The 17,565-nt window shown below is 69.7% G+C and carries 12 protein-coding genes; 7 read left to right on the top strand and 5 right to left on the bottom strand.

The annotated features are described in order from the left end of the window. The first annotated feature begins 634 nt into the window (after positions 1-634). The 6 genes from rimP to truB all read left to right on the top strand — a co-directional run bounded on the left by rimP (position 635) and on the right by truB (position 8,817). A complete protein-coding gene (rimP, locus tag AC3WLN_RS12000) occupies positions 635-1,438 on the top strand; it encodes a ribosome maturation factor RimP (protein ID WP_492481427.1) in 804 nt (267 codons plus the stop codon). Between the two features lie 75 nt (positions 1,439-1,513). Beyond that, complete coding sequence (gene nusA / locus AC3WLN_RS11995) at positions 1,514-3,115, top strand: transcription termination factor NusA (protein ID WP_492481425.1); 1,602 nt, start codon at positions 1,514-1,516, stop codon at positions 3,113-3,115. Positions 3,116-3,188: 73 nt separating this feature from the next. Further along, positions 3,189-3,932, top strand: a complete 744-nt coding sequence (locus AC3WLN_RS11990; RefSeq protein ID WP_492481423.1) for an RNA-binding protein — start codon at positions 3,189-3,191, stop codon at positions 3,930-3,932. Between the two features lie 73 nt (positions 3,933-4,005). Further along, a complete protein-coding gene (gene infB / locus AC3WLN_RS11985) occupies positions 4,006-6,921 on the top strand; it encodes a translation initiation factor IF-2 (protein WP_492481421.1) in 2,916 nt (971 codons plus the stop codon). Positions 6,922-7,218: 297 nt separating this feature from the next. Continuing rightward, a complete protein-coding gene (gene rbfA / locus AC3WLN_RS11980; RefSeq protein WP_463770466.1) occupies positions 7,219-7,653 on the top strand; it encodes a 30S ribosome-binding factor RbfA in 435 nt (144 codons plus the stop codon). Between the two features lie 135 nt (positions 7,654-7,788). Further along, complete coding sequence (gene truB, locus AC3WLN_RS11975) at positions 7,789-8,817, top strand: tRNA pseudouridine(55) synthase TruB (RefSeq protein ID WP_492481419.1); 1,029 nt, start codon at positions 7,789-7,791, stop codon at positions 8,815-8,817. A 514-nt stretch (positions 8,818-9,331) separates the two neighbouring features. Here truB and AC3WLN_RS11970 read toward each other — a convergent pair. The 4 genes from AC3WLN_RS11970 to AC3WLN_RS11955 all read right to left on the bottom strand — a co-directional run bounded on the left by AC3WLN_RS11970 (position 9,332) and on the right by AC3WLN_RS11955 (position 15,823). Beyond that, positions 9,332-11,365, bottom strand: a complete 2,034-nt coding sequence (locus AC3WLN_RS11970; protein WP_492481417.1) for a YgiQ family radical SAM protein — start codon at positions 11,363-11,365, stop codon at positions 9,332-9,334. 101 nt (positions 11,366-11,466) lie between these two features. Continuing rightward, positions 11,467-12,642 carry a M20 aminoacylase family protein gene (locus AC3WLN_RS11965; RefSeq protein WP_492481416.1) on the bottom strand — a complete coding sequence of 392 codons (1,176 nt, stop codon included), beginning with the start codon at positions 12,640-12,642 and terminating at the stop codon, positions 11,467-11,469. A gap of 92 nt (positions 12,643-12,734) precedes the next feature. Then, entirely contained in the window at positions 12,735-13,301 is a 567-nt protein-coding gene (cueR, locus tag AC3WLN_RS11960) for a Cu(I)-responsive transcriptional regulator (RefSeq protein WP_492481414.1), read from the bottom strand. Next, on the bottom strand, positions 13,298-15,823 hold the full coding sequence (locus AC3WLN_RS11955; RefSeq protein WP_492481412.1) for a heavy metal translocating P-type ATPase: 2,526 nt from the start codon (positions 15,821-15,823) through the stop codon (positions 13,298-13,300). Before AC3WLN_RS11955 ends, cueR begins: the two co-directional genes overlap by 4 nt. 140 nt (positions 15,824-15,963) lie before the next feature. Here AC3WLN_RS11955 and AC3WLN_RS11950 point away from each other — a divergent pair, with 140 nt between their 5' ends. Continuing rightward, a complete protein-coding gene (locus AC3WLN_RS11950; protein ID WP_492481410.1) occupies positions 15,964-16,812 on the top strand; it encodes a hypothetical protein in 849 nt (282 codons plus the stop codon). Positions 16,813-16,898: 86 nt separating this feature from the next. On the opposite strand, the gene AC3WLN_RS11945 is transcribed toward AC3WLN_RS11950, so the two are convergent. Then, complete coding sequence (locus AC3WLN_RS11945) at positions 16,899-17,564, bottom strand: DUF2268 domain-containing putative Zn-dependent protease (RefSeq protein ID WP_492481408.1); 666 nt, start codon at positions 17,562-17,564, stop codon at positions 16,899-16,901. Position 17,565: the final 1 nt, after the last annotated feature.

Raw genomic sequence — 17,565 nt, 5'->3', positions numbered from 1 at the left:
GTGGGGCATGACGGACTCAGGGGCGGACGGGACGAGTCAGCTTGACGGATACCGGGAGACCGGGAAGGCCTTGCCGCAACCTGGCTTCGTGAGGCAAAGCCGTCGATACGCGCTCAGCGTGTGACTAGCCCATCGATGGATGCCGCCCATGTTTCTCGCCCCGATCGCCGCTTTCCTAACCGGTCTGGCCCTGGGTTCATCAAGGGGTTTCGCAGGCCCACATTCACGCTCAGAGGTGCGCTCGCGCTCGGTCTCGTCCTGGGCGTCCCCGCCCTCCTTCTCCACCTGAACGGGGCGGACCCCGCGATCTTCGCCCTTCTTCTGGGCGGGCTTCTGGTGACCTACCTCTCTCTCCAGGCCGGACTTCTCATAGGCGACAGAATCGCCAAATGGAGAGGACGCCGTGCCTCCTGACGGTGTACCGGCCGATGGCCGTCGCCCCCTCGAACATCGCGGAGGTCGCGCCCAAAACACCTTGAAAACCGCGGCGAACCGGCCTATTTGTCAGTCATCAGTTCTGGTTGCAGTTGAGAGACTGCGGTTCGGGAGTGGGCCCCACCGGGTCCGCTCTTTTTTATTGCCGCATGCCCTCCGCGCCGGATCGCCTCCGACAAGGCCGGACTTCAAGCGCAGCATGGCGGACAACCACAACAGCGAGCTCACCGAGAAGCGCCTCATCACCGAGACCGGTGTTGCCGCACGGGTGGTGCAGGTCATCGAGGGCTCGATCCAGGGCCTGGGCTATCGCGTGGTCCGGGTGAAGGTGTCGAGCGCCAACGGCTGCACGGTGCAGATCATGGCCGAGCGGCCGGACGGCACCATGACGGTGGACGATTGCGAGGCGGTGAGCCGGGCGATCTCGCCGCTCCTCGACCTCGACGACCCGGTGGGCAAGGCCTACTACTTGGAGGTCTCCTCGCCGGGCATCGATCGACCTCTAGTGCGGGCCGTCGATTTCGCGCGCTGGGCCGGCTACGAAGCCAAGATCGAGCTTGCCGTTCCGATGGAGGGCCGCAAGCGCTTCCGCGGCATCATCGGCGCGCCGAACCCCGATGGGCTCACCGTACCGATCGATTTGCCCGACGTGAAGGAAGGCTTGCCGAGCCGCATCGACCTGCCGCTGCGCGACCTCGGGGATGCCTACCTGGTGCTCACGGATGAACTGGTCCGCGAGTCCCTGCGCCGTGGCGGTCCGCCCGTCCTCGACGACGATACGGACGACGAGGACGAGGACGAGGACGAGGCGGAGCTCGAAGCCGAACCAGCCCCTGCACCGCTCAAGAAGAAGATTTCCCGTCCCCTGAAACCGAAGGCGTCGCAGCGGCCGAAGCCCGTGAAGGTCGAGACCGAGGAAAGTCTCGCCATCAAGGCCCGGAACAAGGCGAAGCCCGTCCGCACCAAGGCGGTGCGGGTGAAGGAAGACGGCAAGCTCCACTAACACGCCCGAATCCCCACCCCGCCGAGCGGCGAAGGGGATCGCGACGGAACACGACGAAGAGAAGGACGAAAACCGATGGCTGTCGTCAGCGCCAACAGGCTCGAACTCCTGCAGATCGCCGAAGCGGTCGCCCGCGAGAAGGTGATCGACCGCTCCATCGTCATCGACGCGATGGAGGAAGCCATCGCCAAGGCCGCACGCTCCCGCTACGGCGCCGAGACCGACGTGCATGCCGAGATCGACCCGAAGACCGGAGCGCTCCGCCTGTCGCGCCACCTCGTGGTGGTCGATCAGGTCGAGAACGATGCCCGTGAGGTCACCCTGGAGCAGGCCCGCCGCTACAACCCCGGCGCCCTCGTGGGCGACGTGATCTCCGACACCCTGCCGCCCTTCGATTTCGGCCGTGTCGCCGCTCAATCGGCCAAGCAGGTCATCGTCCAGAAGGTCCGCGACGCCGAGCGCGACCGCCAGTTCGACGAATACAAGGACCGCATCGGCGAAGTCGTGAACGGCCTCGTGAAGCGCGTCGAGTACGGCAACGTCATCGTCGACCTCGGGCGTGGCGAGGGCATCGTGCGGCGCGACGAGATGATCCCGCGCGAGACCTTCCGTCCGGGCGACCGCATCCGCTCCTACCTGTTCGACGTTCGCCGCGAGGTGCGCGGGCCGCAGATCTTCCTGTCGCGCTCGCATCCGCAGTTCATGGCCAAGCTGTTCGGCCAGGAAGTGCCGGAAATCTACGACGGGATCGTCGAGGTGAAGGCCGTGGCCCGCGATCCGGGTTCGCGCGCCAAGATCGCGGTGATCTCGCGCGACGGCTCGATCGATCCCGTCGGCGCCTGCGTGGGCATGCGCGGCTCCCGCGTCCAGGCGGTGGTCGGCGAGTTGCAGGGCGAGAAGATCGACATCATCCCGTGGTCCGAGGACCAGGCCACCTTCATCGTCAACGCGCTCCAGCCGGCGGAAGTCGTCAAGGTCGTGCTCGACGAGGAGGCGGACCGCATCGAGGTGGTGGTGCCCGATGATCAGCTCTCGCTGGCGATCGGCCGCCGCGGCCAGAACGTGCGGCTCGCCTCGCAGCTCACGGGCTGGGACATCGACATCCTCACCGAGGCCGAAGAGTCCGAACGCCGGCAGAAGGAGTTCGCCGAGCGCACCGCCGTGTTCATGGAAGCCCTCGACGTCGACGAGACGGTGGGCCAGCTCCTGGCGGCGGAAGGCTTCCGCAACGTCGAGGAGATCGCCTATGTCGAGCCGGGCGAACTCGCCAACATCCAGGGCCTCGACGAGGAGAGCGGCACCGAGATCCAGGCACGCGCTCAGGATCATCTTGCCCGCGTCGAGTCGGAGTTCGATGCCAAGCGCCAGGAACTCGGCGTGCAGGACGAACTGCGCGAGATCGACGGCATCACCACGCCTATGCTGGTGGCCCTCGGCGAGAACGACGTGAAGACGATCGAGGATCTGGCCGGGTGCGCTACCGACGATCTCGTTGGCTACACCGAGGGACGCGGTCCGGAGACCAAGCGCCATGCCGGTTACCTCGACGGTTTCGAGGTCTCGCGGGCCGAGGCGGAGGCCATGGTGATGGCGGCCCGCGTCCATGCCGGCTGGATCGAGGCGCCGACGGAAGCCGAGGCGTCCGAGACCGCCGACGAGGAACCGGCCTCGGCCTGAGGCGGCGAATCGAGGACCCCGCGATCGTGGATCGCGGGGATGTGTACGGGACGATCAGAGAAACCGACGCTGCATGACGGGCGAAACCGCAGACGTGACCGACGCCGCCGCCGAGCCGGACCCGAGCACGCTGCTCGATACGGGGCTGGGGCGGGGTCGCGCCAATGCTCTCCGCACATGCCTCGTCACCCGCGTGTCTCAGCCACCCGCCGGATTGATCCGCTTCGTACTCGGACCCGACGGCACCGTGATACCCGACCTACGGGCACGCCTGCCCGGCCGCGGTGCCTGGCTCACGCCGACCCGCGCGGTGGTCGACGAGGCGGTGAAGCGACGCGCCTTCCAGCGCGCCTTCAGGACCAAGGACGCCATCGCCACCGATCTCTCCGACCGGATCGCGGAGGGGCTTCGATCCGATCTGCGCCAGTCGCTGTCGCTGGCCAACAAGGCCGGCTGCGTGGTGGCGGGCTTCGCCAAGGTCGAGGCGGCGATCGGCGACAAGGCCGGCGTCGCGGCGGTGATCCAAGCCTCCGACGGCAGCGCGGACGGACGGCGCAAGATCGTCGCGGCATTGCACCGGCGGCATGGCAGTGCCATATCGGGCATACCCGTCATCGATGACCTGTCCAACGAAGAATTGGACATGGCCTTGGGTCGGGATCATGTGATACATGCGGCTCTCGTCGCAGGAGTCGGAGCTTCCGGCTGCCTTGCGCGTTGGCGTCGGCTCCGCTCCTTCGAAGGTTTGGCGACGACGGCCGAGGAGGCCGGCTCCGCCCGCAATGGGCAGGCCGTTTCCGATCTGCACGACGATTGAAGTGACGGATCTACCCGGCGCACAGCAGTTTGCCGGTTCACGGGACGATGGAAACCCTCAGGGTTTGGACTGAATGAGCGATACGAACAATCCGGGCGACAAGACGCAGGCGAGACCCCCTTCGAAGCCGCTGTCCTTGAAGCGCCCGATCGAGCAGGGAACGGTGCGTCAGAGCTTCTCCCATGGCCGCTCCAAGCAGGTCGTGGTCGAGACGGTGAAGCGCCGTGTCATCGGCGCGGCGCCGGCTGCCCCCGCGCGTGAGACGACGCCGGTCGCCCCTGCGACGCGGGTGGCTCCGCCCCCGCCTCCGGCCGCGCCGCGTCAGGCTCAGCGGTCCGCCAACGGGGTCGTGCTTCGCACGCTAAGCGAGCAGGAGAGCAACGCCCGTGCGGCCGCCCTCGCCGACGCCAAGCGCCGCGAGGCCGAGGCGCAGAAGCGTGCCGAGGCGGAAGCCGCCGCGGAACGCGAGCGCCTGGCCGCCGAGCAGCGCGAGCGCGAAGCCGTCGAAGCGAAGAAGCGCGAGGAAGAGGCCCGCCGCCGCAAGGAGGAAGAGGACCGCCGCGCCGCCGAGGAGGCAGAGCGCGCCGCCGCAACGGCGGCTCAGGACGCTGCGAAGGCCGAGGCCGCACCGACCGCACCGACCGTGTCGAAGACCGCTCCGATGCCGGCGGCCCCGACCATCGTGCGCTCGGCGCCCCCGGCCCCTGCTGCTCCGGCGGCGGAGCGTCCCGCTCCGGCTGCCGCTCCGGCCCGGCCTGCGGCTCCGACTGCGCCGGCCCGCCCGGCTGCGCGTCCCCCGCTCACGGCCCGCCCGGCGACGGCCGAGCCCCGCAAGACCATCACGGCCGACGTGCGCAAGCCGCGCGACCTGAACTTCATGGCCCGTCCCGCTCCGGCACCGGAGCCCGAGCCCACGGCACCGACCGCGGCCACCGCAGCGCGTCCGGCCGGTGGCGTCGCACCGGCCCGCACGGCCGGCCGGCCGCAGGCTGCCGAGGAGGAGAGCGAGCAGAAGCGCGTCATCCGCCGCCCCGGCATGCCGCTCAAGATCATCACGCCGCCCAAGACCCCGAAGCAGCCGGGCGGCGACCGCAACCGCGGCCGTCTCACGATCGCCACCGCCACCTCCGGCGAGGACGAGCGCACGCGCTCGGTCGCCTCGTTCCGCCGCCGCCAGCAGCGCATGAGCGGCAACCGGCAGGTGGAGCAGAAGGAGAAGCTCTCCCGCGAAGTGACGATCCCAGAGACGATCACGATCCAGGAGCTCGCCAACCGCATGTCGGAGCGCGCGGTGGACGTCATCCGCCTTCTGATGAAGCAGGGCCAGATCCACAAGATCACCGACGTGATCGATTCGGATTCGGCACAGCTCATCGCCGAGGAACTCGGCCACACCGTACGCCGCGTCGCCGAGTCGGATGTCGAGGAAGGCCTGTTCAGCGACGAGCCGGAGCTGGAGGAGGATCTCGATCCGCGTCCCCCGGTCGTCACCATCATGGGCCACGTCGACCACGGCAAGACCTCGCTCCTCGACGCCATCCGCAAGACCACCGTGGTCTCCGGCGAGGCCGGCGGCATCACGCAGCACATCGGCGCCTATCAGGTCGCGGCCCCCAGCGGCGACATGGTGACCTTCATCGACACGCCCGGCCACGCGGCCTTCACCTCCATGCGCGCCCGCGGCGCGAAGGTGACGGACATCGTCGTGCTCGTGGTGGCGGCCGATGACGGCGTCATGCCCCAGACGGTGGAGGCGATCTCCCACGCCAAAGCGGCGGGCGTTCCCCTCATCGTGGCGATCAACAAGATCGACAAGCCCGATGCGAACCCCCAGCGGGTCCGCACCGAGTTGCTGCAGCACGACATCCAGGTCGAGTCCATGGGCGGCGAGACCCTCGAATTCGAGGTTTCGGCCAAGACCGGCGACGGTCTGCCGGAGCTTCTCGAGGGCCTGCAGCTCCAGGCCGAGATCATGAACCTGCGCGCCAACGAGACGCGTGACGGTGAAGGCACGGTCATCGAGGCCAAGCTCGATCGCGGTCGCGGCCCTGTGGCCACGGTCCTGGTTCAGCGCGGCACCCTGTTCACCGGCGACATCGTCGTGGCCGGCGCCGAGTGGGGCCGCGTGCGCGCTCTCATCGACGACAAGGGCGAGAACGTGCCCTATGCCGGCCCATCGGTCCCGGTCGAGGTGCTCGGTTTCAACGGCACCCCGGATGCGGGCGACCGCGTCGTGGTCGTGCCGAACGAGGCCCGGGCCCGCGAGGTCACCGAGTACCGTGCCCGCCAGAAGCGCGAGCGCCTCGCCGCCCGCACCGGTGGCGCGAATCGGTCGCTCGTGGACATGATGCGCGACCTCAAGGAGGGCGCCGGCCGCAAGGAACTGGCTCTCGTCGTCAAGGGCGACGTGCAGGGTTCGGTCGAAGCCATCAACGGCGCGCTGGAGAAGCTCGGCAACGACGAAGTCTCGGCGCGCATCCTGCTCGCTGGCGTCGGCGGCATCACCGAGTCGGACATCACCCTGGCGGAGGCCTCGAAGGCCGTCGTCATCGGCTTCAACGTGCGGGCCCACAAGGAAGCGCGCGAATCGGCCGAGCGGAACGGTGTCGAGATCCGCTACTACAACATCATCTACGACCTCGTGGATGACATTAAGTCGACCCTGTCGGGCATGCTTCCGCCGACCTTGCGCGAGGAGCGTCTCGGCGAGGCCCAGATCCTGCAGATCTTCGACGTGTCGAAGGTCGGCAAGATCGCCGGCTGCCGCATCACCGACGGTGTGGTCCAGCGCGGCGCCCATGTCCGCCTGATCCGCGACAGCGTGGTCATCCACGAGGGCAAGCTCGCCCAGCTGAAGCGCCTGAAGGACGACGCGAAGGAAGTCACCGCCGGCTACGAGTGCGGTATGTCCTTCGAGAACTTCCAGGACATGCGGGCCGGCGACACCATCGAGTGCTACCGGGTCGAGGAGATCCGCCGCACGCTCTGAGCGGGGGATCCGGCTCGAAATACCAGCGGGGTCGCGACGAGGTCGCGGCCCCGTTCTCGTTCCGGCGGGGGTGACCCGCGCCTCCGCGCGGGGACGACGCGGAAACCTGCGCGACAGGCCTATATCCCGGAGGCCGATCTGGGCTAAGAGGGTCGCCTTCGACGTCCGCTTCGTTTCCGGCCGGCTCGGCGTTTCCGTGCGGCGGCACCTCGATGTTCCGTTTCAGCGACGCATCGTCCGCGGCTCCCGGCGCGCCGGTGTCGAACCGTTTCGACGACAAGACGATCAGAATCCGACATGGCCCAGAGACAGACACCCACCGGACCCTCGCAGCGCCAGCAGCGCGTCGCCGAGCTGATCCGCCACGCCATCGCCGAGGTTCTCCAGCGCGGGGACATCCAGGACCCGGTGCTGAGCGCGCATGTGATCACGGTGCCGGAGGTGCGCATGTCGCCGGACCTGAAGCTCGCCACCGCCTACATCATGCCGCTCGGCGGCCTCGACGAGGCGCCGGTGCTCGCCGCGCTCGCGCGCAACAAGAAGGCGCTGCGCCAGGAGGTCGCCCGCCGGGTGAACCTGAAATACGCGCCCGACCTGCGCTTCCTGCGCGACGAGACCTTCGACGAGGCCGACCGGATCGACGCCCTGCTGCGGACTGATAAGGTACGGCGCGATCTCGAATCGCCGGCCGTGGAGACAGAGGACGGCGCGTCGGACCCCGACGCGGCCTGACGCCCGCCGCGCGGGAAGCGGTGCCGATTCTCCGGCCCGGAGCGGCGGAGACCCGAGGACGGCAAACCCCGAACGGGACGGATGACGGCGCCGAGCGGGCCGCCCGCCCCCTATGATCAGTGACCGAGGACCCCCATGATCAACGAACCGACCGTCGAGCGCACCGAGGGCTCAGCGCTGCCGAACCCGGCGGACCGGCCCATGGCCGCCGAGGGCCGTCGTCCGCCGCGGGGCGCGCCGCGCCCGGACCGGCCGAAGCGCCGCGACGTCAACGGCTGGGTGATCCTCGACAAGGGCGTGGGCATGACCTCGACCCATGCGGTCGCGGTGGTGAAGCGCGCCTTCAACGCCAAGAAGGCGGGCCATGCCGGCACCCTCGACCCGCTGGCCTCCGGCATCCTGCCGATCGCGCTGGGCGAGGCGACCAAAACGGTCCCGTTCGTGATGGACGGGCGCAAGGCCTACATCTTCACGGTGACCTGGGGCATCGAGACCGACACCGACGACGCCGAGGGGCGTCCCGTCGCCACCAGCGAGGCGCGCCCGACCCGGGAGGCCGTCGAGGCGGCGCTGCCGACCTTCATCGGCGCCATCGAGCAGGTGCCGCCGCGCTACTCGGCGATCAAGATCGCCGGCGAACGCGCCTATGACCTCGCCCGCGACGGCGAGGAGGTGGTGCTGGTGGCGCGCCCGGTGCAGATCGACCATCTCGCGGTGGTCGAGCACAGCCCCGAGCGCACCGTGATCGAGGCCGCCTGCGGCAAGGGCACCTATGTCCGCGCCATCGCCCGCGACCTCGGCCGCCTGCTCGGCTGCTACGGCCACGTCTCGGCCCTGCGCCGCACCCGCGTCGGGCCGTTCACGGAAGCCGATTCCTGCCAGGTCGCCGCCCTCGAGGAAGCCGGGCCGGACGGCAATGCCGGCCATCTCCATCCCGTCGAGACCGCCCTCGACGCGGTGCCCTCGGTGCCGGTCTCCCGCGACATGGCCCTGCGCCTGATGCGCGGGCAGCCGGTGATCCTGCGCGGACGCGACGCCCCGGTGGAGGGCAAGGCCTTCGCCACCTGCGGCGGCATCCTGGTGGCGGTGGGCGACGTCGAGCGCGGCGAACTGGTGCCGCACCGGGTGTTCCACCTCGGCGGGACCGCCAACCGCCCGGCCTGAGCGGGGCGCTCGGCTCTCCTCGCCGTCAGGACCGGGCGCCGCGCCCTCGCTGCGGGGCGCCGACGGCGTCGGCACCACCTTGCGCGTCTGGATTCCGGGTTCCGCTCCGCGGCCCGGGGGTGGCAGGGTGCTCTGTTCGGGACCGGTGGAGCCGTACCCACCTCTATCCCCTCCCGAAGAGTCCGCCCCGTCAGTCCGGGGCGCCGCAGGCGAGCCCGGACCCGCAGGGGCGCGCCAGCGGCGTGCCATCCGGAACCGCCGACGGTTTCAAGTCCTGCACTCCCTGCGCGTCTGGATTCCGGGTTCCGCTGCGCGGCCCCGGGATGACGGGGTGCCAGGGTCGGAGGCCAGTGGAGCGGGCCCCACCTTCCTCTTCTGCCGACAAGCGACAGCCGGTGCAATCGCAGCCCGCACCACACGGTCATTCCAGGGCGCCGCAGGCGAGCCCGGACCCAGAGGGGCGCGCCGGCGGCGTGCCATCCGGAACCGCCGACGAGCGACGGGGCGCAGCCCGTCACTTCCGCAGCGGCACGCCCTTCGTGGTGAAACGCGGCGCGCCCGGATGGCGCGAGGGGCCGGTCGGGCCCCGCCCCTTGCCCGCGCCCGTGCCCGACGGCTGCGAGAGCGGGACGAGCTGGTCCGGCCTCGGCCCGATCAGGTCGGCGCGGCCCATCTCCCTCAGGGCCTCGCGCAACAGGGGCCAGTTCTCCGGGTCGTGGTAGCGCAGGAACGCCTTGTGCAGCCGGCGCTGCCGCATCCCCTTGATCGCGTCGACCGGCTCGCTGCCGCCGCGGCGCACGCCCTGCAGCGGGTTGATCTCGGTGTGGTACATGGTCGTGGCGGTCGCCATCGGCGAGGGCAGGAACGTCTGCACCTGGTCGGCGCGATAGTCGTTCTTCTTGAGCCAGAGGGCGAGGTTCATCATGTCCTCGTCGGTCGTGCCCGGATGCGCCGCGATGAAATACGGGATCAGGTAGTATTTCTTGCCGGCCTTCTTGGCGGCGGCGTCGAACATCTCCTTGAAGCGGTCGTAGGTGCCGATCCCCGGCTTCATCATCAGGTCGAGGGGGCCGCGCTCGGTGTGCTCGGGCGCGATCTTGAGGCGCCCGCCGACATGGTGGGTCACGAGTTCCTCGACGTATTCCGGGCTCCGGACCGCGAGGTCGTAGCGCACGCCCGACGCCACCATCACCTTCTTGACGCCCTCCACCTCGCGGACCTTGCGATAGAGGCGGATCAGGTCGTCGTGCGAGGTGTTCAGGTTCGGGCAGATGTCCGGGAAGACGCAGGAGGGCAGCCGGCACGCCGCCTCGATCTTCGGGTCCTTGCAGGCCATCCGGTACATGTTGGCGGTCGGTCCGCCCACATCCGAGATCACGCCCGTGAAGCCCGGCGTCTTGTCGCGGATCAGCTCGATCTCGCGCAGGATCGAGCCTTCCGAGCGGTTCTGGATGACGCGGCCCTCGTGCTCGGTGATGGAGCAGAAGGTGCAGCCGCCGAAGCAGCCGCGCATGATCGTCACGGAGAACTTGATCATGTCCCAGGCGGGGATCTTCGCGTCGCCGTAGGAGGGATGGGGGGCCCGCGCGTAGGGCAGGTCGTAGACCGCATCCATCTCGTCGCTGGTCAGCGGGATCGGCGGCGGGTTGACCCACAGGTCCCGGTCGCCGTGGCGCTGGACGAGCGGGCGGGCATTGCCGGGGTTCGCCTCCCGGTGCAGGACGCGCGAGGCGCGGGCATAGGCCTCCTTGTCGTCCTTGACCTCGTCGTAGGCGGGTAGCCGGATCACGGTCTCGCCGGGCCGGCGGGCGGCGGCCTCGTCCGCCGAATCGAGATCGTCGGCGGGCAGCTCGGCATAATGGGCGGGCACGCGGCGGAACAGGGCGACGCCCCGGACCGAATCGAGGTCCTTCGGCGCCTCGCCGGCCGCGAGGCGGTTCGCCACCTCGACCACGGCGCGCTCGGCATTGCCGTAGATGAGAAGATCCGCCTTCGCGTCCGCCAGGATCGACCGGCGGACCTTGTCGGACCAGTAATCGTAGTGCGCGATCCGGCGCAGCGACGCCTCGATGCCGCCGAGGATGATCGGCACGTCCTTGTAGGCCTCGCGGCAGCGCTGCGTGTAGACGATGGTGCAGCGGTCCGGGCGGGCGCCGCCCTCCCCGCCCGCCGTATAGGCGTCGTCGCTGCGCAGGCGACGGTCCGCCGTGTAGCGGTTCACCATCGAATCGAGATTGCCGCCGGTCACGCCGAAGAACAGCGTCGGCCGGCCCAGCGCCTTGAACGGCTCCGCCGAGTGCCAGTCGGGCTGGGCGATGATGCCGACCCGGAAGCCCTGCGCCTCGAGCAGCCGGCCGATGATGGCCATGCCGAAGCTCGGGTGATCCACGTAGGCGTCGCCCGTCACCAGCACGATGTCGCAGGCGTCCCAGCCGAGCGCCGCCATCTCGGCGCGGTTCATCGGCAGGAACGGCGCCGCGGTCCCGTGCGGCGGCGCCTTGCAGGCCAGGGGAGCCACGGATCGGCTCGCGGAAGCTTGGAGGTCCATGGGGTCCGTGCATAGACCGCCGGGACCGCAATCTCAATCGAGGCCGCGGGGGCCGGGAGACGCAGCGCACCCGCGGCGGGCGAGCCCCGCGCCGGTCCGCCTCAGGCGCCCCGGATCGGCAGCCCCGTCTCGATCACCCGCGCCCAGAGCGAGGCGCCGTAGGGGGCGGCGGCGTCGTTGAAGTCGTAGTCCGGGTGGTGCAGGCCGGCGCTGTCACCGTTGCCGAGGAAGATGTAGGCGCCGGGGCGGTGGGCGAGCATGTAGGAGAAATCCTCGGCCGCCATCATGGGCGCCACCGCCCGGTCGATGCCCGCCTCGCCGACGAGCTCCGCCGCCACGCCGGCGATGAAGTCCGTCTCGGCCGGGTGGTTCTCGGTGACGGGGTAGCCGCTGTTGAAGTCGATGGTGCCCGCGGCGCCGAAGCCCCGGGGTACGTGGGTGACGATCTCGGTGATGCGGTCCTGGATCAGGCTCCGCATCGGCTTCGAGAGCGCCCGCATGGTGCCCCGCAGGACCACGCATTGCGGCAGCACGTTGAAGGCCTCCCCCGCCTCCAGGGCGCAGACCGAGACCACCGCGCTCTCCAGGGGATCGACGTTGCGCGACACCACCGATTGCAGGGCCGTGATCACGTGGCTCGCCACCAGCACGCTGTCGATGGCGTTGTGCGGCTGGGCGGCGTGGCCGCCCCGGCCCTCGATGGTGATGGTGAAGCGGTCCGTGGAGGCCATGATCGGGCCCGGCCGGATGGCGAAGGTGCCCAGCGCCTGGCCCGGGATATTGTGCATGCCGTAGACCGTCTCGACGCCGAAGCGCTCCATCAGCCCGTCGCGGACCATGGCCTCGCCGCCGCCGCCGCCCTCCTCCGCCGGCTGGAAGATCAGCACCGCCGTGCCGTCGAAGTCGCGGGTCTCGGCGAGGTACTTCGCGGCACCCAGCAGCATCGCCGTGTGCCCGTCATGCCCGCAGGCGTGCATCTTGCCCGGCACCGTGGAGCGGTAGGGCAGGTCGCGCACCTCCTGGATCGGCAGGGCGTCCATGTCGGCGCGCAGGCCGATGGCGCGGTTCGAGCCGTGGGCGCGGCCCCGGATCACGCCGACGACGCCGGTGCGGCCGATGCCGGTGGCGACCGTGTCGCAGCCGAAGGCCCGCAGCTTGTCGGCCACGAAGCCGGCGGTGCGGTGGACGTCGTATTGCAGCTCGGGATGCGCGTGGAGATCGTGGCGCCAGGCGGCGATCTCGTCCGCTAAGGCGGCGATCCGGTCGAGGACGGGCATGGACAGCGACTTTCGAGAGGCGACGGCTCTCAAGGGGGACGCGCCGGGGTTGCGACGGCGCTGACGCAGCAAACAAGAGGCCAGGGACAGGGTCAACGCTTGCCGCGCCGGGAAGGCGGGGCTTCGGGGTCGCGCTCCCCCTGCCGCGGTGTCGCGCCGGGGGCGCCCCGGAAGCCGGATGGCGCGCCTTCGGGATCGCGTGGCGCGCCTTCGGGATCGCGTGGCGCGCCTTGGGGATCGCGTGGCGCACCTTGGGGACCGGCGGCGAGGTCGTCGAGGATCGGGCAGTCGGGCCGGGCATCGCCCCCGCAATGGGCAGCGAGGTCCTCCAGGGTGCGGGCCATGCCTTCCAGCGCGGCGATCCGGCCACGCAGGTCCGCCACGTGGTCGAGGGCGAGGCGCCGGACCTGGGCGCTCGCCCGCGCGCGGTCCTGCCAGAGGGCGAGGAGCGCCCGGATGTCCTCCAGGGTGAAGCCGAGGTCGCGGGCCCGGCGCACGAAGCGCAGGGCGTGGAGATCGGCCGGGGCGTAGAGCCGGTAGCCGCCGGGCGTCCGCTCGGCCGGGGCCAGCAGGCCGGTGTCCTCGTAGTAGCGGATCATCTTGGCCGAGACGCCGGTGGCGCTGGCGGCCTCGCCGATGGTGACGGCGCCCGCGCTCATGCCGCCGCCCTCCGGTCCGCTCCCTCCCGGCCGCCGGCCCGGCGCAGGCGCAGGGCGTTGGCGAGGACGAAGACGCTCGACAGCGCCATGGCGCCGGCCGCAAGCACCGGCGAGAGCAGCGGTCCGCCGAAGGCGTGGAGCAGGCCCGCCGCCACCGGGATCAGCGCGACGTTGTAGGCGAAGGCCCAGAACAGGTTCTGGCGGATGTTGCGCATCACCGCGGCCGAGAGCCGGATCGCGGTGACGAGGCCCGAGAGCGCCCCCGACATCAGCACCACGTCGGCGGCCTCCACCGCGATGTCGGTGCCGGTGCCGATGGCGAGCCCGACATCCGCCTCGGCGAGCGCCGGCGCGTCGTTGATGCCGTCGCCCACGAAGGCCACGGCGCCGTGGCGGGCGCGCAGGGCCTGCACCGCCGCAACCTTGCCCCCGGGCAGGATCTCGGCCGACACGGTCTCGATGCCCAGGCTCCGGGCCACCGCCTCGGCGGCGGCGCGGCCATCCCCGGTGACCATCGCCACGACGAGGCCGCGGGCGCGCAGGGCCGCCACCGCCTCGGCCGCGCCGGGCTTGACCGGGTCGGCCACCGCCACGAGGGCGGCGAGGCGCCCGTCGACGGCGACGCAGAGCGGGCTGCGGCCCTCGCTCCCGAGGCGGGCGGCCTCGGCCTCGAGGGCTTCGGCGGCGATGCCGAGGCGGTCGAGGAAGCGCCGGGTCCCGACGGCGACGGAGCGGCCCTCCACCGTCCCGGCGATGCCGTAGCCGGGCTCCGCCGCGAAGGCCGTCACGGTCCCGAGCGCCAGTCCGCGCGCGTCGGCCGCCGCCACGAGGCTGCGGGCGACGGGGTGCTCGGAGCGCGTCTCGAGGCTGGCGGCGAGGCGCAGGGCCTCCTCCGCCGCGAAGCCCGGCGCGGCGACGAGGTCGGTGAGCGTCGGGCGGCCGAGGGTGAGCGTGCCGGTCTTGTCGAAGGCGACCACGCGGACCTCGCGCAGGCGCTGGAGGGCCTGGCCGTTGCGGAACAGCACGCCGCGTTCCGCCGCGCGGCCGGTGCCCACCATGATCGAGGTCGGGGTCGCGAGGCCCATGGCGCAGGGACAGGCGATGATGAGCACCGCGATGGCGTTGACGAGCGCCAGGCCCAGGGACGGGCTCGGGCCGAAGGCGAGCCAGCCCGCGAAGGTCGCCAGCGCCGCCGCGATCACGGCCGGCACGAACCAGCCGGTGACCCGGTCGACCAGGGCCTGGATCGGCAGCTTGGCGCCCTGGGCCGCCTCGACCATCCGGACGATGCGGGCCAGCACCGTGTCGGCCCCGACGGACTCGACCCGCAGGTCGAAGCTGCCATGGGTGTTGAGGGTGCCCCCCACCGCCCCGTCGCCGGCGGCCTTGGCCACCGGCACCGGCTCGCCGGTGATCATGCTCTCGTCGACGTAGCTCGCCCCGGAGAGCAGCACGCCGTCGGCGGCGATGCGCTCGCCCGGGCGCACCCGGACCACGTCGCCGCGCCGGAGGCTCGCCTGCGCCACCTCCGTCTCGACGCCGTCGCGGATCACCCGCGCGGTGGCGGGGCTGAGGCCGATCAGGCGCGCGATGGCCTCGCCCGTGCGCCCCTTGGCCCGCGCTTCCAGGGTGCGGCCGAGGAGGATCAGCGTGACGATGAGCACCGCCGCCTCGAAGTAGAGATGGGCCGTGCCGGGGGGGAGCCAGTCCGGCGCCAGGACGGCGACGAGGGAATAGAGGTAGGCGGCGCCCGCCCCGAGGGCCACGAGGGCGTTCATGTCCGGGTGGCCGCGGACCAGGGCGGGCAGGCCCTGGCGGAAGAAGCGGGCGCCGGGTCCGGCGAGCACGAGCGTGGCGAGCCCGGCCTGGAGCCAGCCGGCCCAGGCGCCGAGCGCCCCCTGCACCGCGTGGCCGAAGGCCGGCACGAGGTGGCCGCCCATGTCGAGGACGACGACGGGCGCGGACAGGATCGCGGCCGCGGCGAGGTCCCGGCGCAGGGCCTCGCCCTCGCGGTCCCGGCGGCTCTTGCCGGCCGCGACCGGCGCTTCGGCCGGAGCCAGCGGCTCGTAGCCGGCCTTGGCGACGGCCGCCTCCAGATCCGCCCGGGCGACCAGACCCTCCGGGTGGCGGATCTCGGCCCGGCCCGTGGCGAGGTTGACCGCGGCCGCCGTGACGTCCGGGACGGCGGCGAGGGCGCGCTCGACCCGCCCGACGCAGGAGGCGCAGGACAGCCCCCCGATCTCGAGGGTGGTGACGGCCTCCGGCACCGCGTAGCCCGCCCGGGCGATCGCCTCCACGGCCGCTGCGCCCGGACCCGGCAGGCGCAGCCCGGCCCGCCCCGTGGCGAGGTTCACCGAGACCTCCGAGGCTCCGGGCAGGGCGCGCAGCGCCCGCTCCACCCGCCCGACGCAGGAGGCGCAGGACAGCCCCTCCACCGGAAAATTCAGGCGGCGGCCGGGGGCTGGGGTCGATGGATCGAGGATCGGTGAGTCGAGGGTCGGGCGCTTGTCCATGACTCCCATGTGGGGCTTCCCATGGTGGGAAGGTCAAGGGGGTCGGCGGAGGCATTCCGGCCCGGCCTTGGGGAGCAAATGAATCAGGGAATACGTCCTATGATTGATGAGACTCCACACGGTTGCCTTTACCGTAGTACGATCGCTGGATGGGCGGTCTCTGGGAATACATCGGGCCTTGGCTAGCTTTCTTCCAAGCCTGTCAGGATAAGTGGCCACAAATCGCAGTGGGGGCACTCATCGCTACGTGCTGGGCGATGATGAGGACAAAGCTTCCTCACGTTCGGCGTTGGGTGATCCGCCGCGATCGACGGCACTACATTGATGTCACGATTATACTTTTGTTGGTGATCTACGTCGCCGGCTCTGCATACGCCCAGCTTTATCGTGAAACAAAGATCGAGCAGGACTTATCGTTGAATTTTTATATAGAGCAATATAACTCTATTTTGACCGACAAGGTTGACGTGGGTATCTTCGCTACCAACAACGGAAACCGCGGAGCCCTCATAAGGGATGTCTTACTCTATACGCTTGAGTACCATTCTGATTCGTACAATACAAAAAAAGATTTTGTTGGCAAATGTCTAGATCTCGGACTTCTTAGTTCTGGATCCAATAGCCTATATTTGATAAAAGAGGGCAATGTCATTAAATTTAATGGAGTTAATACACAACTTAGTAAGGCCGATGCTATGATAAAAAATGGTGTCGAGGATAAAATGACATCATTTGGCGTTGCTCCGGGAGGTAATTATTCGGCAAATTTAAGATTCAATAAAGTTCAATACAGAAACGATCGAGGAAATACGATAGAAATATGCTTTTCGATAGGATATTTTGATTCACAATCAGTCCTAATGCATGCAATTTGCTCAGGTCCAAAGATTATATTCGTAGATAAAAAATATATGTCGGGCTCTCTCACCATGCCGATTGTGGGACCATATCGCATTTTACCGAATACAGATTCCACGAGGTGCGTCAAAGCACTATAAATTTAAATTAAATCTATCCTACCCCCAAGGTGGGAGTTCCCTTGGTGGGAAAATCGCGAAGGAGAGTGGCGCCGACGGCCCGTGTGTCAGGCCGGTGAGAGGATTCCGCGGCGGGCGGCGGCCAGAACCTCCGCGGCCGGGACATTCACCCAGGCATCCGCCCCGACCATCGGCCTCGCGGCCAGCCAATCACCGACGATCCGGTATCCCAGCGTGTAACCTAGCCAGCGCGGATGCCCCGCGCCAAAGCCGTAGAACCAGGCCCGGTGATCGTACCCGGTGCCCGCGAGCGTCGCGTCGTCGGGGAGGTTCGTCCGCAACCCGTCATCGCTCACGGCGCATTCCCATGGCTCCGGCGGCGTGCCGAACAGGTGTTGCACGAACTGGCCGGCGAGCCCTTCGCTGACCAGTGCCTCGCCGAGGGTGCAGCCGTAGCCGGGACCGGCCATGCGCAGGCAATGGTGCACCTCGTGCACGACCGTCCGGTGCAGGTCGCCGCCGCGCACGGCACGGGCGAAGTTCGGATTGTCGGGGTCGAGGGTCAGCGAGAACAGGCTTGCGCGATGCGCCTGCCCCATTGTGCCGGTCTCGAGGATAACGCCCCCGGCACTGCGCTCGACGAGGATGTCGAGGGGCGGCAGCGGCATGAGCCGCAGGATCGCTCGGCGCGCGATCTCGACCTCCGCCGCGACCACCTCATGCCAGGGACCCAGGTCGCCGGAGGCCTCGAGCCAGTGCAGTGTCCAAGCCACA

It is taken from the genome of Methylobacterium sp. FW306-05-D, assembly GCF_058782155.1.
This window is presented reverse-complemented; position numbering and strand designations above follow the sequence as displayed.

Coding starts and splice junctions, on each gene's coding strand:
- rimP (WP_492481427.1), top strand. CDS start 635: ATGGCGGACAACCACAACAGCGAGCTCACCGAGAAGCGCCTCATCACC.
- nusA (WP_492481425.1), top strand. CDS start 1,514: ATGGCTGTCGTCAGCGCCAACAGGCTCGAACTCCTGCAGATCGCCGAA.
- AC3WLN_RS11990 (WP_492481423.1), top strand. CDS start 3,189: ATGACGGGCGAAACCGCAGACGTGACCGACGCCGCCGCCGAGCCGGAC.
- infB (WP_492481421.1), top strand. CDS start 4,006: ATGAGCGATACGAACAATCCGGGCGACAAGACGCAGGCGAGACCCCCT.
- rbfA (WP_463770466.1), top strand. CDS start 7,219: ATGGCCCAGAGACAGACACCCACCGGACCCTCGCAGCGCCAGCAGCGC.
- truB (WP_492481419.1), top strand. CDS start 7,789: ATGATCAACGAACCGACCGTCGAGCGCACCGAGGGCTCAGCGCTGCCG.
- AC3WLN_RS11970 (WP_492481417.1), bottom strand. CDS start 11,365: ATGGACCTCCAAGCTTCCGCGAGCCGATCCGTGGCTCCCCTGGCCTGC.
- AC3WLN_RS11965 (WP_492481416.1), bottom strand. CDS start 12,642: ATGCCCGTCCTCGACCGGATCGCCGCCTTAGCGGACGAGATCGCCGCC.
- cueR (WP_492481414.1), bottom strand. CDS start 13,301: ATGAGCGCGGGCGCCGTCACCATCGGCGAGGCCGCCAGCGCCACCGGC.
- AC3WLN_RS11955 (WP_492481412.1), bottom strand. CDS start 15,823: ATGGGAGTCATGGACAAGCGCCCGACCCTCGACTCACCGATCCTCGAT.
- AC3WLN_RS11950 (WP_492481410.1), top strand. CDS start 15,964: ATGGGCGGTCTCTGGGAATACATCGGGCCTTGGCTAGCTTTCTTCCAA.